This window comes from Aquimarina callyspongiae, from assembly GCF_034322225.1.
Taxonomy (GTDB): domain Bacteria; phylum Bacteroidota; class Bacteroidia; order Flavobacteriales; family Flavobacteriaceae; genus Aquimarina.
The window spans coordinates 247,163-267,966 of record NZ_JAXLPA010000006.1 but is presented as its reverse complement, the minus strand read 5'-3'; the positions used below and the strand labels follow the sequence as shown (position 1 = coordinate 267,966).

The following is a 20,804-nucleotide window of genomic DNA, read 5'->3' as shown; positions in this document are numbered from 1 at the left end:
ATAGTTTACAGAATTCCCTTCACCTTTTACTTCATTATCCATCTCTTGTCCCTGGAAGCCGTAACGATAGTCGCTAGTGTTTCCGTGTCTGTTCGGGAGTAGCATCCCAAACGGATAGTAATCATTATATGTAAGAACGTCTGGTATAAAGGTACCATTATTCTGCGAATCTGCTACTTTACGATCTGTAATTACACTTAGTACATTACCCAAATGATTACTCAATTCGTAGCGCTTATCTCCTATCGAATTGGCGAACATATTTGTCGTTGGTGCATCATCATCATTCACAAGAATATCTTTCTCTTCTACTCCTAACCTACTACTACCATAGATATGGTGTTCTTTAACTCTTAGATCTTGCGCAGTACTTCCTGAAGTACCTCCTTCATACACCGTCAGGGTATTTCCTTGAGCATCTCGAGAATACAAAGTAGTCTTATTCTCTGGCATTACTGTTTTAGAAATACGGTTTCCTAATCCATCATATCCAAAACTAATAGTAGTACCATCGTTTTTAGTGATCTTACGTACTTTACCATCTACTCTCCACTCTATATTGGTGATTCCTTCCTTTTGATCACTAATCAACTGACCTATGGCATCGTATTGATAATTACCTCCGTCCTGATCTGTGAGGTCATTAAACTGACTACCATTAATTGCGTCATTTACATGATCCAACTGATTCGATCGTTTTTGTTCTCCCGTTTCAGGATCTGCTATCGTCTTATATACATAAGATAGATCGTCCATTTGTTGTACACTACCCGTATTGTCCGCTGTAGAGCGTTTTAAGATTAATAGATTCCCATTATTATCATAGGTATAACTAGAACTATAATTATTATTTACATCTGTACCATTTACACCTTTACCTTGCATGGCTTTGATACGGTTCAACTGATCATACTCATACGTATTCACTTGGGCCGTCAACATAGACTCATCATTATCCAGTAAACGATTCACCATAGTTTTGATATTACCATTATACAGGTTTTTGTTACTCTGTAATCCGGTTGTATTACTATAGTTAAAAGCTGCACTTGTATTTCCTACAGATGTATAATCACCCTGGTAATAACTTAATGAATATCCCATTGCATCTTTGGCAACAGAGGAACCGGTTGCTCCATCTCCTCCCATATCGGCATCAGGAGTCAGGTTTTCTGAATTTACACCTTTTAACCAACCTTGTAGTGTATAGGCATAATCCATACCTTGCACTTTTTTATCACCCAGTTCTGTTCTGGCCAATGGTCCGTGTGCAAAATATTGGTAACTGGCATCCTGCTCCCAAACCATAGCATCTGATGAAGTAGATACATTCACGATACGGTTATCTGCATCATATTCATAATGATGTATAAACTGATCTTGCTTTCCTTTTTGATAGGTAACAGTATTTACATTTCCACTAATGAGGTCATACTCATATTGAATACGCTTCATTCCAGAAGAAGGATCATCCAGAGTCAATGTCATTTGCCTATTATGTTGTACCAATTCATTTACATTACCATGAATATCATAAGTATAGAATATCGCATTATCATATTGACGCTCCAACGTAGTTCCTGCTTCATGAGCATCGTAATAATAAATTGCTGATACTCTGTTACGCGCATTGCCGGCATAAATATCAGGATCTGATACTGTTTCAAATACCCCTGATGGATCTGTTAAAAGATCATTGTATCGAGTGCGTGTTACTTCTACTCTATTAGTACTAATATTAATAGGGTAATTATCTTCTACTCTTGCAGGTATTTCTTCTCCATTTGAAGTAAGGATCAACTTACCTCTGGTATCATTAATACTTACAGCTACATTTGGAATGAGTTCTCCCGCTTCTACTATTCTTCCTAATCCGTCATAAGTTGTATAGCTAAATCGGTTATTCAATTTTTGCTTGGCATTTTGAGATGCTATGATCCTACCCAGGTCATCATACGCAAAAGTAGTAATACCACCATCTGGTGTTTTTTGCCATACCAATTGATTCAACGAATTATAACGATACTCTGTAACCAATTCATGATCTGGTAATAACTGATTACTCTCACTAGCAATATTATTTGCTCTATGCTGATTAATAGCATCGTTTAATGTTACACCACTAGAAAGCACTGTATTTAATTCTTCGTTGGTAAAACGATCTGTTCCTTCTGGTGGTACTGTTTGTAATAGATTACCTGACTGATCGTAGTAATACAAAGTATACTGATATTCTTTATCAAAATACTTCATATCAAAAGTCTCCACAGCATTATCAATCGCATTGGTAACATATGCTTTTATAAACGCTTCTTGTTTAATATCCAAGAAGCTTTCATAAGTATCTCTGATATATGCCGCTCTAACACTTTTTACAAACTGTTCACAATTGGTATCATCTGGAATATCAATAGTAACATTACTAAAGTCAGTCGGAAATGCTCGTGGCACACAAATACTCTCATTACCAGGAAGATTTAAATAATCCGAAGTAAATGCAGCCCAGGTTTTTACGGTCTCTGTATCATGAGTACTTACATGGGTAAAGAAAGCATCAATAATTGGTGGTTGTACTACTCCATTAACCTCATATGGTTTACTCATTCCGGGATATCCAAAATTAAATTCTGTAGCCCCAAAACGACTAATCGTCATATAGTTGAGATCTAAAGTTGAAGTAATTCCAAATTTAGTTATGTAATAATCATAATCTTCAACCAGGTATTGTAGCGAATTATTGCAGAAATCCTCTTCGCTTACTACATCACCTTCTTCATCTATTTTATCATTGATTCTATTCATCAATGTTGTATAAATACCATATACATCAGTACAACTCACTGGAGGCACTACTGGTGGAATACAGATATCTGTTCCACAAGGGACTTCTTCTGAGATGATCGAAGTTTTATGAAAAACTGATTTTTCAGCAAATGAGGTGGTTGAATTTCCTTCTAAATGTATTCCTAAAAAATCAGTACAAATAGCTGGTATAAATGAAGTAATATTATTATTTGGAAAATATTTTTTTGGTTTTAAACGTAATTCAAAAGGACTCTCTACAATTTGATTGTTTTTATTTGTGTAAGTAACGATACCTGCACCACTTATCTCCGTAATATCTATTTTATTTATTCTTCTGATCTGATTCATATCATTTACACTATAATCTGAACCATCTTCATTATGAAACTTTAAAATCAACTCAAATCCATTATGCCCGTTAGGGTCCGTACGTTGATTAATCCCCGGATCTCCCATCTGAACGGTTATGCTATTTGATGAAAATCCAGCTAATGTTCCAAAATAAGTATATACTGCTATATTTCTTAAAGCAGGAACTCCATAAACATAGTTATTTGACCAAACATTAGTTATATAAGCATTTGTCCTGTCATCAACTCTTAAAACCTGATCGTTAAGAAAATTATTTGTGATATTTGTATTTATGGCAATTCCCCTATTAGGAGTAACAATATTGGCATCAAAAGTTTGAAAAACATCATTAAATATTGCTAACGTAAAATCTTCATATCTTCTTTCTGCCTCCTCTCCTAATTCGCATGAAATAACTCTAGGGTCAGGAGTGATTTGAGGATTAAATACTAGACAATTATCCAATAATACATTATTACCAATACCTACTGGTACGTTAGGGTCTTGCGCAACAAAGAAAAATATATGTCCCAATCTCCTGGCCGAACTACCATTTTCATTAGTAATTAAAGAGGTTCCAGAGAAACTATTTATACTGGGTATAGAAGACTTATAATCCGATGATTGACTGAACTCAAGGACTTCTTCTAATGTTCTAAAATCTGGAGAAAAACTATAAAAAAACTGGTAATTATTATTAAAATCTATTCTAATTGAATTAATCAATGTACCACCAAAACCAGTCTCTATAGAATATGTCGCATTACTAACATCAAAATCTACTACATTTTGTGGAGTATAATATTGGGTATTTGCAGCTGCATATTCTAAACTCTCTTTTAGTGGGTAATTTTGAATAAAATTTTGGAAAGATGTAAACCCTGTTATATCATTATTATCACCAAAATCACTTTGTGAAAATCTAGTTTTAACATCTTTTAATATTTCATCTAACAAATCATTAAATAAAGGATCATATAATTTTAAGTTATCTCTAGTTAACAAACATGGATCATAAGGTTCGAAAAAAGAACAACTAATATCCCTTCTCTCAAAATTGCTCGATTTAAACTTAAATGTTAATGTTGCTGTTTCATTTGTATGTGTAACTCCTAATTCATCTATATAGGATAAAGAAATTAAAAAATAATGATAATCCCTTACAGAACTTATTGTGCTTTTACTAGCAGCTGCAATAGATTCTCCGCCAAAAAATGGTACAAATTCAGTAATATCAAAACACAATACTTCTTTGATAGCATTAGCTCCGTTTCTTGCTCTGCTAACATTATCACCTTTTGTTAAGAAAGTCCCCGAACCTCCTCCATCAATATTCGAAAAATCAATTTCTATAGTTACTGATGGTTCATTATTTTCAGTTGAAAATTTGAGTTCAAACTTATCTTCCAAAGAAATATCAGGATCAGAATATCTAGCAGTTGCAACAGGCAAATCTACGTCAAGACCATAATTACTAAAAGAGTTTAAAAATCGTAAATCTAATTCCATCTCTTGCCTAAACTCTTCTACCAAACTAGTATTATATGGTATAAAATCATTACCTATAGCACTATTTTGGAAAGCAGCATTCATAATTTGCTGCATATAATTTTCGAAAGACACTTCTGCATCTGCCCCTGTTCCACAAGCTGTTACTGCTGTTGGACATTCACCAAAATCTTCTTCACCCACCAAATCATTAATATCACCACAACATAGGAAGTTTAATAATCGACAACCAGATGATGCAGGACCTTGTAATTTAGAAACACTACTACTAGCAAAAGTGAATATTGTATCACCACCGCCATCTCCGCCACCAGTGCCTTCAGCGTCGCAATTTTCTGAAATTTGACCAGCAATCACTTGTTGTCTGAAAGTAGTATCAAAATAGGTAACCTTTACCGTATGGTGCGTAATCTTACCTGCTTCATTATACGCATAGCTAAAATTAACTCCTGTAATAAAAAGAATTTCTGCTGGATTTAGACTTCTTTCTAATTCCATTGTCATTAAAAAAGCACCAGTAGTTCTTGATTGTATTACATAAAAACCTGGTTGTTCTTCAAACCAAACCGCATTTGTATCTCCTAAAAAAGTGGCCAAATAGCTATCTGCATATTCTGGAATAGTATTTAATTGTACACTAGAGTTAATCGTTCCTGATCGCTCTAAACGGTTTAACAGCTTAGCCATCGCTTGTCTAAATCGACTTTCTTTATTACAACTAGCATCTGTCGAACCGCCACCATTAGGTAAGTATTCTCCTATGCCATTAGCATCTACAATACTACAGTTAGATATTCTAGCTTCTGTGGTACCACTTAAAATGATCTCTTTATAGGTTTCATCTGTACTATTAGTTCGTACTTCTGCAACTACAGAGTATTCAAAAAGAGCATCTTCTTCTTCATTTGATGGATACATATTTTTTAATCGAGTGATTACCCATCTTCCTTCTCCGTAATTACTCCAACTATAATTGGCATCATTACTAGTCACTATTAAAGGCACTTCGCCTATAGTATTACCCGCTTGTGTAAAGCGAATTTCTAAACTATTATTATTAATAACTGCATTAATACGTACAGCATCATTGGTTGGATGTTCTCCTCCTAAATCTTCAAATAAAGAAGGACTTAAGTAATTACCAGAAAAGTCACGTTCTACGGTAAAGCCTGACCCTCCGTTAGGACGATCTTTAAAGTAATTGCTTAAGAATAATTCCAGATCTCTACCTAGAGGACATATTCCTGTAGACACATAATACTCATAATTCGTTAACTCACGGATGTCATCGTATATATCCTGGTTGTTATCACCAGAATTAAATAGGTTGTCTGACGGTTTAAAACGTTGTTCTTTATTATCATATAAACTTACATGAGGATCATTACAAATATCGTTTGTATTACTAATCAAGCCATTTACCCTGTTTATAATCGTAGAACTATAATCAGAAATTACGGTAAGCAGCGTTGTTGGTGGTTCATCTGGACCAATACATCCATTATAACAACCGTTACTCTCTGCATAGATATTAGCAAACAGCGACTGTATTGTTTGCTTCATCGTTAAATAATTAGCTTTATAAGTACTCCAGAACTGATCTTTTTCTTCATCTGATAAACTACTACCATCTACTGTAGAAGTACCATTAAATGAAGTATCACAGTTCGTAATACTATTACAAGCTATAGTAGCATAGGAGAAAGCCATCAGGTTTCTATTACTACCATTATATTCTGTACTTAAGGCTTCACGAATCAGATCTCTTCGTACTGCTTGTGAGGTACTATTCTCAAATCCGGTAATCACATTTCTAAAATATGGATCTTGATCTCCAATCGTATTAAAACCACTTAATACACCTTTCGTCTTTGCTTCGGCATAGGTTTTTATAGAATGCAGATATACATCATATCCATCAGAATTCATAGTTGCTCCACCTACATTGTCTGTTACCGCACACATCCCTTCTGTATATTCAAGATAACAATACTCTGGGTGATACACCAATAGCGATTCTGCCCATTGATTTTGCCATACATCGTCTGCTAAGAAATCTGTTACATTAGCTAAATATTGAGGTTCTACGTATACAAATCCTGGTGCATCAGTTACCTCAATAACTTCTATATCTTCTAATAACGTTGGCTCATAGGTAATTTCTATTTGCTCTTCTCCATTATCATCAATAGTAATGGTAATAATCTGTTTTACCTTAATGTAACTAATGGTACCATCTTCGTTATAGTAATGTCCTTGATCATATGGTTTAGTATTACTATTTGAAGGACTGTCAAACTTATGATGACGTGGATTACGCCAGCTATTATATATTCCATCAGCTACTTTAGTACTATATAGTTCATTGGTGCCGTTTGGATCATTGCTACCATCAATATCATTAGCATCATTGAAAATACTTAACTTAGATTCAATTGCTGTTGTAGATGGGTTGTTTGTATTTGAATCCTGATTTTCATAGATATTAGCTGTATAGGCTCCATACTGTCCTAAAGGTTTCATATCATTAAGCAATGCTGTTTCTGCGATATTACAATTCACAGAATTTGCTACGATATCATCTACTTCATCTGGCGTTGGATTACCGACAGGGTCATCAATAGTACCATCAGCACAAGGAGCGTTACAAGCTCTAACTAATGCATCCCATTGTATTCCAAACACTTCTTCCAACCTAGTTGTTTCTTCTGCTAATTCATCTGTTGTCAAATAACTAAGTCCTGAAAAATCATAATTTTCTATTTGAACATCTATATATTTAGCTCTACTAGTACTGCCTGGTTCTGCAACATATTCTAACTCCAGGGCTTCTTCACATTCTTCACAAGTAACAAAACATCCTTCAAGGCTTAACTCAGGTAGATCGGACACCTCTTCTGGGCTTATATAACATACATCATTAGGATCTTTTAATCTCTCTAAATATTGTGCTGCATACAACTCTAAAGAATCTTTATTAATCATTAAGCTCTTGGTAATGCTATAGCTTCCTCGTTTTACGGGAGCTACAAATTCTGGTAAGACAAAAGTACCGTCTACTCCTTCTTTGCTTAAATCTACTGTTTGTTTTATAGGACCAGATATTAACGTATTAGCATCCATATCCAATACATCAATTGCCAGGTCATATACCATAGGATATTGAACAGTATTGTTAGACAAATCACAAGCATAATTAAAATAAGGATCATTGCTTAATGAGTAATTAAATGTACGATCCTCCGCAAATGGAGATACTTTAGTTCCTGCATATTCTAATGCATCTTCTAATGCTCCATATCGTTGCGTAGCAGTTTTGATATTGTTATCCTCATTGGTATCCTTAGCATCTCTAGTCAGTTTTCCTAATAAATCAACATTTAGTTCTTTATGCAATCCAGAATTATCTGCTTCATTAGGTAATCCATCCAGGTTTTGAGGTTTATATCCTGATAATGCTGTTGCAATCGTTCTTCCTTGAGGATCTATATAGCTAATACTAGCCTGACCGTTAGGGTCAATCACTAAGTTTTTCTTATAATGTGCTTTGTTACCAACACTATATCCAAATAAACGGTTTAATTCTTTTTGTTCTGGAGTACCATAATAATATTCCATTTCTTGACCACTACCTAATTGGTGCGTTACTCCTACTCCACCTTTTCTTCTAATACGACCTGTATTATCAGGCATATATTCTATTTGCGAAAAAGGATGTTGTGCTGCATCAGGTATTCTAGCTCTAAAAGCATCTGTAAGGTCATTAGCACCAGAATAATACTTGCTGGCTCCACTACTCGTAGCCATTGCTTTTTGAGTTGTAGGCTGATCTAATATATTTTGTGTATCTAAATCAAAATCCTGATAACTGTATAGGTCATCATTTGTTGTATTTCTTGTAAAGTTGCGGTAATAAGAAATACTGTTTGATGAAATTGGAACTGGTAGTACTTCTACCGCTGGTCTTCCTTGTGCATCATAGACCACTTCACCTACAATTACATTATCATCAGAATTAATTTTAGTTACTGTCTGACGGTTACGTAAGGTACCATCAAAATAACTAACTACTTCTTTTTTCTTTCCTTCTTCAGCATAACTAGCTTGAAACTGCCAGTTTTTATCTCTTTGATGATCAGAAGAAAGTTGATATACATTTGGCCAGCTACTTACCGTAGTTTTTTCTGAAATACCACTACTCCATTGACCATATTTATATTTAGATGTATTACTGATATATCGGCCAACTGCTCGTACTCTGTAAATAATAAAACCTTTAGAATAGATCAACGGAATATTAAACTTTGTGATATTCGTCTGGATACGAGTATTATTCAATTTAAAATCTCTCTCAGTAAAGGCTATATTATTAGCAGTTTCTGGTGTAGCAAACGTATCTCCGTAGCTATCCACCCAAGTCCACTCCAGTTGATAATGATCTGTTCCTGTAATCTCTTGCCAACTTACAGCTAATTCATTATGTACACTATCGTAAGTACCATTTATTAATGGAATATCAGAAGAAAGTTCTTGATAAAACTCAGTATCCAACTGCATTCCTAATCTAATATTTTCAGGAATATATCCATTAACATCAGCTCCTGATCCTAATTCCAGGTTTTCATACGTACCTTCTTGAACAACTACCTGAGCACCGTATCGATTACGGATTACATGCTTGTGTATATCCACACCTCCATTACCTGCTCCCGAAAGCATATTATGCTCAACAGATAGCTCTATTTGATATGCATTAGCATTATCAAAAGCACCATCAGCCAATCTTGGTGTTATATTTAATTTTAATTTATATCGATACCAATTATGTGGTGCTTCATCGGTATCCACTTTTAAAATAACATTAGTTGAAGCAGAAAGTACTGCAGCATTAGAAAAAGGGCTCAAATCAGGACTGAACTCTATAGCTGTTCCCGAAGAAATGGCAGTTCCTATTTCTGATGGATTGTATTCTGATCTATCTTGTCCATAACCAACAGTTATAACAAAAAATAGAATAATAAGTTTTAAATATTTGGAAGTATTTTTCATAATAAATACACTTATTTTTTAGTTGGCTTGATTGATTAATGTATACCCTTGATATTGTTCCTTTAATGACATTTTATTCTTTGATGACACATCGATATAATCACCAAGATTTGGTTTTGCTTTGTTTTTTAAATCTTCATGATTCAACAAGATTACTAAGCGCCCATAGTCCATCTTTTTAGCATTATTATCACTCTCTGCAAATGGTATTAATGTTGAAAAAAAGAGTTCTTGTTTTTCGATTTGATAACTATTTTTATTGATGTACATCACAACTTTTCCATACGGGTTTTGAAAGTTGGTTTTGGTCGATACCATCTCACAAATCAATACATCATTTTTTTCAGTAATCTTTGTTTGATCATAATACTCTAGAAAACCATTAATATCCAAGGGTGAGTTTTGAACATTGCCATTTTTATTATTTTGACTATATATTATTTTCTTTTCGTCGTGATCAATGCTCAATTGACTTTGAGAAAATCGAAGAATTTCAGAACTTGCCAATTTAAACTGAGTAAAATCATCATTCCTAATCATCTTACCGTTATATGATTCTGTGATTGTATTGCCTGTAAAACCCCTATGCATATTATAAGTGACAGCAATTTGATACTGCTTCTTATTTTCATAAGATGTTGTTACTTTATTAAGAAGCTCTTTTGTTTTTTCTCCCTGTGCATAACCTAGCTCTACAAAACCAAGACAGCATACTACAACAACTATATATTTAATTTTTTTCATCATTATTCCTGTGCATTATTAAGTTTAGAATTACCAGAACGTGTCTCTTGAATCGTAAATACTCCTCTTTCGGTTTCTTTTTTAACACGGATCAATCCACCTTCCTGGTCATACTCATAAAAGGTCGCATAATTATTTTCATCTAATTCTGATTGTAACCTTTGTGTTATTGGATCGTATACAAAAGTTTTCATATTGCCATCAAAAGGATGCATTCGTAGATCATCAAAGTAGACGTTCAATAATTGAGATGCATCTCCTTGAATATTGCTCTCCAGAGAAATCACCATATTTGTTGCTTCCAACGGTATTGTAAAATCTGCTGACACTCTTTGCCAACCATCAATAATTGCTCCTTTTGGTCTAAATTCTACTCTTCTTGTTTCTTGTGGAATATCAACACCTTGACTATTTCTGTATCGTAATCTTAATAGTGAATTAGCATAATCCATTACCTGATAATTAGGATTTGATACATAAGTAAATGCCTCTATTGATGAAAAAGCAAGAGATGTTGGAGCATTTGTTTGTGAAGCTCCGTTTTCTGAATGTGATAGCCCTTCTCCTTGAATCGAGAAATTAGTTTTTGTACAAAATGAAGAACCGCAAACTGAAGCTTCTCTAAATTCTAAATCTAAAGTTGGGTTACTTAATAAAGGATATCTATAACTCTCTAATACTAAACTACCAGATTGTCTATTTCTAACTCTTGGTGTTTTGTAACTAAATTTTGGAGCGTTTGATTCTGAAGTCAATGCAAATTCAAAGCCTACCGTCTTTTCTGGACCAACACCATTTTGTCTTTCTTTGATGTATTCAAAATTATAAATAGTCAGATTCTTGTCTGTTGCGTTTTTGATAAAAGGCACAAGTACATCAAATTCTCTTGTATCTGGTTTTGGGATATATACACTTGGGATATGCCTGTTTTCTGGTAAAGAAGCCATGATTTTATCATTCAACAAATGATTTAATAGACTTACAAAAACATTACTTTCTTCACTAAAGTTTTTTGTAACGGGGTTAATAGCTTCTAACCCATCTTCTCGAACCCAGGCACTTATCACATAACGTGCTCCTGGTTGAGGGCGAAATCTCACACATCCTACCAATGATGGAGGTAGTTCTTCTGTAATTCTAACAGTTACTTCTTCTCTAAAAGTACTAGTACAACACCCTATATCTCCTGGTCTACAATTAATATTGGTTTGAGCTGCATAGTATGTTGCTCCATCTATCAATCGCTCAGAAGAATCATAAGCAGTTCCTCCAAAAGGAGCATCATACCAGATAATATTGTTTCCTATAGCAACCAGATCAGAAACGAATACAGATTCATTTGTATAGAATGTTTGAACTCTCTCTGCTACATAAGGTGCAGGAACATCAAAAATGGTTACAATAATTCGCTTTCTCGAGCTTTCATTATTGTCACTATCTTTCTGGACAACAAAATACTCTCCACCGTTTATCAAACCTTCATCTAATGTATATGTTGCATCTCCTGTTTCTGCTCTGTACCAAACCAATTGGTGGTTATTAAGAATAGTATATCTTTCCTGAAGATTTGCAACGGTAGCGTCTTCAGAGGCACAGAAAGATTGCCAACCATCTCCTTCTGGTTCTAAAACTCCTACAAACACCCCTACTCCAAATCGACACGTACCATTCCCTTGTTGTGCATAATATTCTTTCCCATCTTCTAAAGCTGTAATAGAAGTTAATTCTAAACCTCCTGTGGCAGCATCAAACCATCGTATATCTGCTCCTTGTGGTTGTAAGTTTGCTATTGTTGGATTTGACGAAATTTCAAAAGATTGAAAATCCAATTCCTCAAAATCATATCCTGTGATTCCTTCATCGAGTACAGCTTGTACAGCAATTCTAGAATTTGCTGAATTACTTTCAGCCCAAAATACAGTCGTTTCTAATATTTCAGTATCTGAGCTTAGTGCTGTACCTCCAGTTTCGGTTTCAAACCAACTTACTTGTGTTTGTCCCGGGAATGGTGAAATTAAATCTCCAATCGTAGGTTCATCATTTTCTGCTAAACAAAATGATTGTATGTTGTCTACTGGTGGATTTACTACATCTTCTAATCTTAATGTAATTCGGTTACGTTCTAACACCAACCCTTCTATAGTACTATTTGTTGATGTAAAGTAGTAAGTACCCAGATCAGCTTCGGTTATATTATCAATATTGATCTCTCTTAATGTAGTCTCAATCAAAAATTCATTGTCCTTAAACCAACGATATGTATTATTAGGACTTGTGAGGTCATCTGTAAATAATCTCGCACTCCCTCCTATTTCTACCGTGATAATTTCTGTGCGATCCACTCTAGCCTGTGGGATATATGTATAATTAATTAAATTATCTCTATATCCTGGATGTTCTGGCTCAAAATCACTAAATACAAAACGGTTATCATTTATCTGTACGTCTGCATTTGGAGTATTTAAATTAGGAATCAGCAATGGAAGATCTTCTCCAAATGAGTTAAAATCTAGATGTACGCTGTACAACCCTGGAATGCTAGTAATTGTACCCGGAATACTACCTGTAAAGTTATTCTTTGATAGCCAGAAAACTTCTAACTGTAACAAATTGCCAATTGTATTTGACACACCTCCTGTAAGGTTATTTTCTTGTAGTTTAATAGTTTGTAAAGGAGCTATTGTATATAATCCTTCAGGAATAACATCTTCAAGTTTATTAAGACTTAAGTCCAGATAGGTTAGATTTTGTAATCCTCCAATAGTGGTAGGAATCACTGAAGAAAATCTATTACCTCCTAAATCAAGTACTTGTAAGTTTGCAAGGTTACTTATTGCCTCAGGTATTGCACCAACCAATACATTTTCTCTTAAATTAAGTGTTTGAAGGTTTGGCATATTAGTTAATGAAACCGGAATCTCACCAATCATATTATTTAGAGCCAAATTCAATACTTTTAAATCATCTAATATTTCTAATGAAGCTGGAATCTCACCTCTCAGATTATTATTAGGTAGTTCTATATTTTCAATTTTATAATCAGCACTTACCGTTACTCCAAACCAATCACAAACTTTGGAAGTTGGATCATTGATTAACCAAGCTTGGTTACCATCGGTAGTATTAGTCCAACCATCACCATTGGTTGTTTGGTAGAAATCGATCAATGCCTGACGATCAGCATCTGATACTTCACAAGCTCCAGAAGCTAATATTTCTAAAGTTATAGTATTACGTTCAAGTGTTAAATCAGTAACTATACTATTGGTAGCTGTAAAATGATATACTCCAGCATCAGAATTCGAAGCATTTTCGATTATTAGATCTTTAGTTACAGCTCCAGTAATAGCAGCTCCATCTTTATACCATTGGTAACTATTATTAGTACTTGTAAGTGCAGTACTTGATAACGTAATGGACTGACCAGAAATAATAGATTTGATTTCTGTTTCGTCTACTTTGGCTTGAGGGGAGTATCTAAAACTAGTACCAAGCTTTGACTTTAAATTATTAAACTCATTTTCTATATTGTTAAACACAAAATTATTAGTCTCTAAATAAAATTGTTGTAAGTCAGGTAATTGGTCTATTCCACCTGGAATACTTCCCCTCAATTTATTATTTGAAATCAATAATGATCGTAACAGTTGAGCCTGGGATACTTCTGTTGGTATAACCCCACTTAATTCATTTCCTATTAATATTAGTTCTTTAAGGTTGGGTATATTGAATAATTCAGCAGGAATTGTTCCTGATAATTCATTATTACTAAAGTTTATTCTAAATAATTTTGATGAATTACTGTTTAAAGATCTTGGTATTTCCCCATTGAATTTATTATTATTTAATATCAATGTTTGAAGTTCAATCAGAGTTCCTAACTCTTCTAATATCGAACCTGTAAAATTATTATGTGACAAATCCAGTTGCCCTAATTTTAAAGCTTGTCCTAATGTAATTGGTATTTCTCCATTTAACTGATTATTATTTAATAAAAGCATTCTTAGGTTTGGTTGAGTTCCAACCCTAGAGTTAATATTCCCGCTCAAATTGTTATTACTTAAAGCTAAATCATATAAACTGTTTAACTCTAAAACACTTATCGGTATACTCCCTTCTAAATTATTATTATGAAGATCAAGTCCCTCTAAAAGTGAAGCATTTCCAAAGGATTCGGGTATTAAACCTGATATATTATTCTCCCTTGCATAAAATATTCTTATATTAATCAGTTGATTTCCAATATTCGATGGAATTTCTCCAGTTAAATTGTTTCTAGACAACTTTAATTCTTTAACCTTTCCATCAACAACAGTAACTCCAAACCAATCACATACTGGTGTATCAGTTAACCAATTGGTATTATTGGTCCAGTTAGCTCCATCAGTACTGTTATACAAATCAATTAATGCCTGTTTTTCAATATCTGACACTCCACAGTTATCTCCTTCTGCTCTTACTTCTATACTAATAGGATTACGTATCAGGGTTAATCCTGTAATAACTGTATTTGTAGCTTCAAAGAAGTACATTCCAGAATCATCCTGCGTAGCATTTGTAATTACAAGATCTTTACTAGTAGCACCATTAATTGGCAATCCATTTTTAAACCATTGATATTGATTATTGGTGCTGGTTAATTGTGTACTTGTAAGTGTAAAAGTTCCACCAAATGCAATAGATTGTGAATCTGGTGTGTCTACCTTATCTTGTGGAGTATAACTAAAGTTTATACTTGCATAATTACTAAATTGTGTTTCGAAATCTTCAAAAACAAATCCATTATGCTCAATCGCTAATGTTTCTAAAGTTGTAATTGTTGTCAAGGAAAGTGGTACAGCTCCACCTAATTTGTTATTACTGAAATTGATCTTTTTTAAGGATGGAAGATTTGCAAATACATCTGGTAAAGTTCCTGTTAGGTTATTATTATTAAGGTTTAATTCTACCACCTTATTATCCTGAACTATTACACCATACCAATCACAAATTGATGAATTAGCGTCATTAATTAACCAGCTTTGATTGTTAGCCAACGTATTCGTCCAATTTGCACCTCCTACTGCATTGTAAAGGTTAATTAACGCTTGACGTTCAGTAATAGCAACTGTACATGTTTCTTTAACTTCTAACGTAATTGGATTACGCTCTAGAGTCAATCCTTCTATTACATTATTTATAGCGGTAAAATGATATACTCCTGCATCTGCAAGTGTTGCGTTTTGGATGGTATATTCTCTTGACGTTGCTCCAGGAATTACCACATTATCTTTAAACCATTGATAACTATTATTTTCGCTTGATAAAATGGTGGTTAGTGTAATAGCATTATTACTGGTTACGGTTTTTGTTTCTATCTCATCTGTTTTGGCTTGTGGAATATATTGATAAGCAACATTCAGATTTTGAGTATATCCAAGGTGTTTATTTTCAAAATTAGAAAAGATAAATTTGTTATTTTCGAAAACAAACTCTTCTAACTTAGAATTTTGACCTACCGTAAATGGTATAAATCCAGATAGTTTATTATCACTTAAACCTAGATACTCAAGGTTTGACAATGCTACTAATTGAGAAGGTATATTTCCTGAGAAATTGTTATTTCTGAGATCTAAGCGTTTTAATTTTACTAAGATTCCTAATTCTTTTGGTATACCTCCGGATAATTGATTTGCTGATAAGTTAAGTATCTCTAAGTTTGATAAATTACAAAATGCAATAGGGATCACTCCTTGAATCATATTAAAACTTAGATCCATTACAATTAGGTTTGATAAACTACCTAGAGATGGTGATAATACTCCGCTTAAGCTATTATGATGCATTGATAGATACGTAAGCTCTAACAGTGCTCCCATTGATGAAGGAATTTCTCCTATTAATTGATTTGTATTTAAATCTAAACTTGTAAGATGTAATAAATTACTGATAGAAGAAGGAATTGTTCCTTGTAAATTATTATTTTCCAGATTTAATACCGTTACTCGTCCATCTACAACTGTAACTCCATACCAATCACATACAGGTATTCCTAAATCCCAAGGTTGGTTATTGGCCAATGTATTTGTCCAATTCTGCCCATTAGACGAAATATATAAATCCCATAAAGCTTGTCTTTCTGATTCTGAAACTCCGCAAGTATCAGGATTAATAGTCAATGTAATTGGATTACGAACAAGTGTTAAATCTGCAATTATACTATTAGTGGCGGTAAAATGATATACTCCTGCATCAGCATTTGCAGCATTAGATATAACATAATCTTTACTAGTTGCTCCAGCAATGGCTACCCCATCTTTAAACCATTGATAACTATTGTTTGGACTAGTCAGTGCTGTACTTGATAAAGTAATACTACCGTTTTCTAAAACAGATAATGTTTCCGTTTGATCTACTTTTGCTTGTAATAAATAATTAAATGTTGTTAGTTCATTAGAATAGTTTGCATATTCAGATTCAAAATCATTAAAAACAAAATTGTTTGTATCTAATGTTAATACGTTCAAGATATTAGAGGAAGCTAGATTTGCCAATCCAGAAGGTACTTCTCCACTTAATTGATTTGTGGATAATCCTAACGTAGCTAGTTTTGATAGATTCCCTATACCTGTGGGAACAGTACCACTCAATTGATTACGATATAAATTAAGTATGGTTAACTCTGTTAATTGAGAAAACTCTGCAGGAATAGAACCTGTAAGCGAATTAGAATATAAATTCATCACTGACAACGCAGAAAGGCTTCCTAAAGATGAAGGAATTGTACCTGAAAGGTTATTGCTACTTAATCCTAATGTGGTTAAATTAGATAAATTACCTAATTCTGTAGGGATAGATCCGCTAAGTTGATTTAAATACAGATTTAAAATAAGTAAGTTTGACAGACTTCCTAACGAAGTGGGGATTTCTCCAGCTAATTGATTACTAAATAAGTTTAGAGTTGTTAAATTAGATAGATTACCTAGTTCTGAAGGAATCGATCCATCTAATTGGTTTCTAAATAAATTTAAGGTGGTTAAATTAGATAAGTTTCCTAGAGAAGAAGGAATGGATCCCGTAAACTGATTTGATCCTAAAATCAAAACTTTTAGTGCAGTCATATTCCCAATTGATGTAGGAATAGTCCCTGTCATTGCATTTCGTTCTACCGAAAATGTCTCTACATTTATCAAATTACCGATAGACGCCGGTAAACTTCCTGACAACTGATTAATAGCAAATGCTACATAATCTAAATTTGTTAGATTTCCGAAAGAATCAGGAATTGTACCTAAAAGTCCATTATTGATTAGGGAGATTTTAGTTACTTTTCCATCTACTACAGTTACACCAAACCAATCACAAACTGGTGCATTGGTATTCCAATTCGTATTATTCGTCCAATTTGGACCATTGGTACTATTATATAAATCAATTAAAGCTTGCTTCTCAGCAGCAGAAACACCACAAGTATCTTCTGTCACTGTTAATGTTATCGCGTTACGTGTTAATGTAAGATCAGTAATTATATTATTAGTAGCAGTAAAGTGATATATTCCTGCATCTGCAAGTGTTGCATTTTGGATCGTATATTCTTTTGAAGTCGCTCCAGGAATTACTGTATTATTTTTATACCATTGATAACTATTGTTTAAGCTAGTCAGTGCTGTACTTGATAATGTAATACTACCGTTCTCTAAAACAGGCAATGTTTCTGTTTGATCTACTTTAGCTTGAAATAAATAATTGTAGGTTGTTAGTTCATTAGAATACGTCGTATATTCAGATTCAAAATCATTAAAAACAAAATTATTTCTTTCTAGCGTAAGTGTATTTAAAACATCTGAAGATGCTAACGCAGTTAATCCAACAGGAACTTTCCCGCTTAACTGATTAGTTGACAGGTTTAATGCACTAAGTTTTGATAAGGCTGCTATTCCTTCGGGAATAGAACCACTTAGTTGGTTTCTATTTAGATGTAACCCTGTTAGATTAGATAAATTCTCAAAAGTAACAGGGATTTCACCTGTAAAAGTATTGCTTGATAAATCAAGGGTTACCAGGTTTTGTAAACTACCTAATTCTTGAGGTATAGAGCCACTTAATTGGTTACGTCCAACATTTAAGGTCACTAAATTAGTCATTGTCCCTAACTCTGCAGGAATTGATCCGGTTAATTGGTTTATACTTAAATTAAGAGTAGCTAAATTTGTAAGATTGCTCAATGATGATGGGATGGTTCCTGTCAAGGCATTTCTAGTCAAACCTAATGTAGTTAGGTTTACTAGATTTCCTAATTCAGTTGGAATAGGGCCATTAAGCTGATTAATAGCAACATTAAAATTTTCTAATGCTGTCAAATTCCCTATGGATGGAGGGATATCTCCCGTTAACCCGTTTTCATTAATTTCAATAGAGGTTAAATTAATTAAGTTTCCTATTGAAGATGGAATATTACCAGATAATTGATTTCTTCCTAATCGTAAAGAAATTAAGTTTGTCAAATTACCTATCTCTACAGGTATTGATCCAGTTAGTTGATTACCAAACAAATCTATTCCTGTTAAATTAGTTAGATTTCCTATCGTGGATGGAATTGATCCTGACAAACCGTAACTTCGAGTTATGGTTAATGAAGTTAAATGTATTAAATCTCCTATCGATTCTGGTAGAGGTCCTGAAACACCTCCTCCAAAAAGATAAAGTTTAGTAACTTTTCCATCTACAACGGTAACACCTGTCCAATCACAGACGGGAGCGTTACTCAACCAGTTATTTTCAGCAGTCCAATTTGGACCATCTGTACTATTATATAAATCAATCAAGGCTTGCCTCTGGGCAGCAGAAACACCACAAGTATCAGCTGTTACTGTTAATGTAATCGGATTACGTTCTAAAGTAAGATTATTTATAGTACTGTTAGTTACTGTAAAATGATACTCGCCTGCATCTGCATTTGTAACATTAGTAAGGACTAAATCTTTATTAGTAGCTCCAGCTATAGCCACACCATCTTTAAACCATTGATAAGTATTGTTTGAACTGGTCAGTGAAGTACTTGTTAAAGTAATACTACCATTTTCTGTTGCAACCAACGCTTCTGTCTGATCTACCTTAGCTTGTGGTGTATATTTAAAGCTATTTCCTAGTTTTGTAACATAGGAGTCAAAATTTGCTTCGAAATTAGAAAACACAAAATTATTGTCTTCAATCTCTACGCCTATAATATTAGGTTGTGTAGTAGTATTTAGAGTGATATTTCCTTCTAGATTATTACGATCTATTCTGAAAAACTGCAAAAAAGGTAAATTTTCAAAACCTGCCGGAACAGCACCTGTCAAATTATTATTAGAGACATTAAATCGTTGTAAATTGCTAATATTTACGATTTCCGGAGGAATTGAACCTGTTAATTCATTTCCTTCTAAATTAAAAAACGTAATCTTAGATAAATTACCAACACTTGAAGGAATTGAACCACTTAGATCATTAAATGCAAAATGGATCAGTTTTAGCTTAGATAGATTCCCTATTCCATCAGGGATTGGTCCACTAAGTTTATTTAAATAGAGTGAGAAACTAGTAAGTTCTGACAAACTAGATATAGACGCTGGAATAGATCCTGTTAATTTATTTCTATAAAGTGATAAAGTTTTAAGGCTTGTCATATTCCCTATTGCATTAGGAATCGTACCACTTAATTGATTATTGTTAAGATATAAACTCGTGACTTTTGTTAATTGTCCCAATTCATTAGGAATTGTACCTGTTAATTGATTCAGTCCAAGGTTTATAAATATCACATCTGTTAATAGTCCTATTTCTGCGGGAATAATTCCTGTAAAGCTATTTTGATTTAAGTAGAGGTATACCAATTTTGGAAGATTGGTAAATAACGAAGGTGGAATAGTTCCTGAAAGCTCAGTTTTACTTAAAGCAAGCCTTGTTAGGTTTGATAATTGTAATATTGGTTGTGGAAACGCTCCTGTAAGTTTATTCGAACTTAATGTCAAATCCTTAAGATTTATTAAATCCCCAAAAGAATTAGGAATCTGTCCATCTATATTGTTTTTAAACAAACTTAACCCTACTACTTTTCCATCAACTACAGATACTCCGTACCAGTCAGTTACTTGTGAATTTGAGTCATTAATTAACCATGGTTCATTATTAGCTGTAGTATTCGTCCAATTATCTCCGTTTGTAGCATTATAAAAATCAATCAATGCCTGACGCTCTCCAGAAGATACCTGCGCTGCAAGGTTTATACTACCAAAAATGGTTAACAAAGTCAGCAAAGTTAACTTTGTGAAGTTTGACTTTATTTGTGTTAGATTTTTCATGTATCTAAATAGGTTTAGATTATT

3 protein-coding genes are annotated in these 20,804 nt (G+C 33.6%); all 3 read right to left on the bottom strand.

Features of this window, described 5'->3' with window-relative positions; all coding sequences use genetic code 11:
* Positions 1 to 9,714, bottom strand: a 9,714-nt coding sequence (locus tag U0D62_RS22930) for a DUF6443 domain-containing protein (RefSeq protein WP_322289696.1), incomplete at its 3' end; no start/stop codon positions are given.
* An 18-nt stretch (positions 9,715 to 9,732) separates the two neighbouring features.
* Positions 9,733 to 10,458, bottom strand: a complete 726-nt coding sequence (locus U0D62_RS22925) for a LolA3 family protein (RefSeq protein WP_322289695.1) — start codon at positions 10,456 to 10,458, stop codon at positions 9,733 to 9,735.
* Between the two features lie 2 nt (positions 10,459 to 10,460).
* Complete coding sequence (locus U0D62_RS22920) at positions 10,461 to 20,780, bottom strand: leucine-rich repeat domain-containing protein (protein WP_322289694.1); 10,320 nt, start codon at positions 20,778 to 20,780, stop codon at positions 10,461 to 10,463.
* Positions 20,781 to 20,804 lie beyond the last annotated feature (24 nt).

Coding starts and splice junctions, on each gene's coding strand:
- U0D62_RS22925 (WP_322289695.1), bottom strand. CDS start 10,458: ATGAAAAAAATTAAATATATAGTTGTTGTAGTATGCTGTCTTGGTTTT.
- U0D62_RS22920 (WP_322289694.1), bottom strand. CDS start 20,780: ATGAAAAATCTAACACAAATAAAGTCAAACTTCACAAAGTTAACTTTG.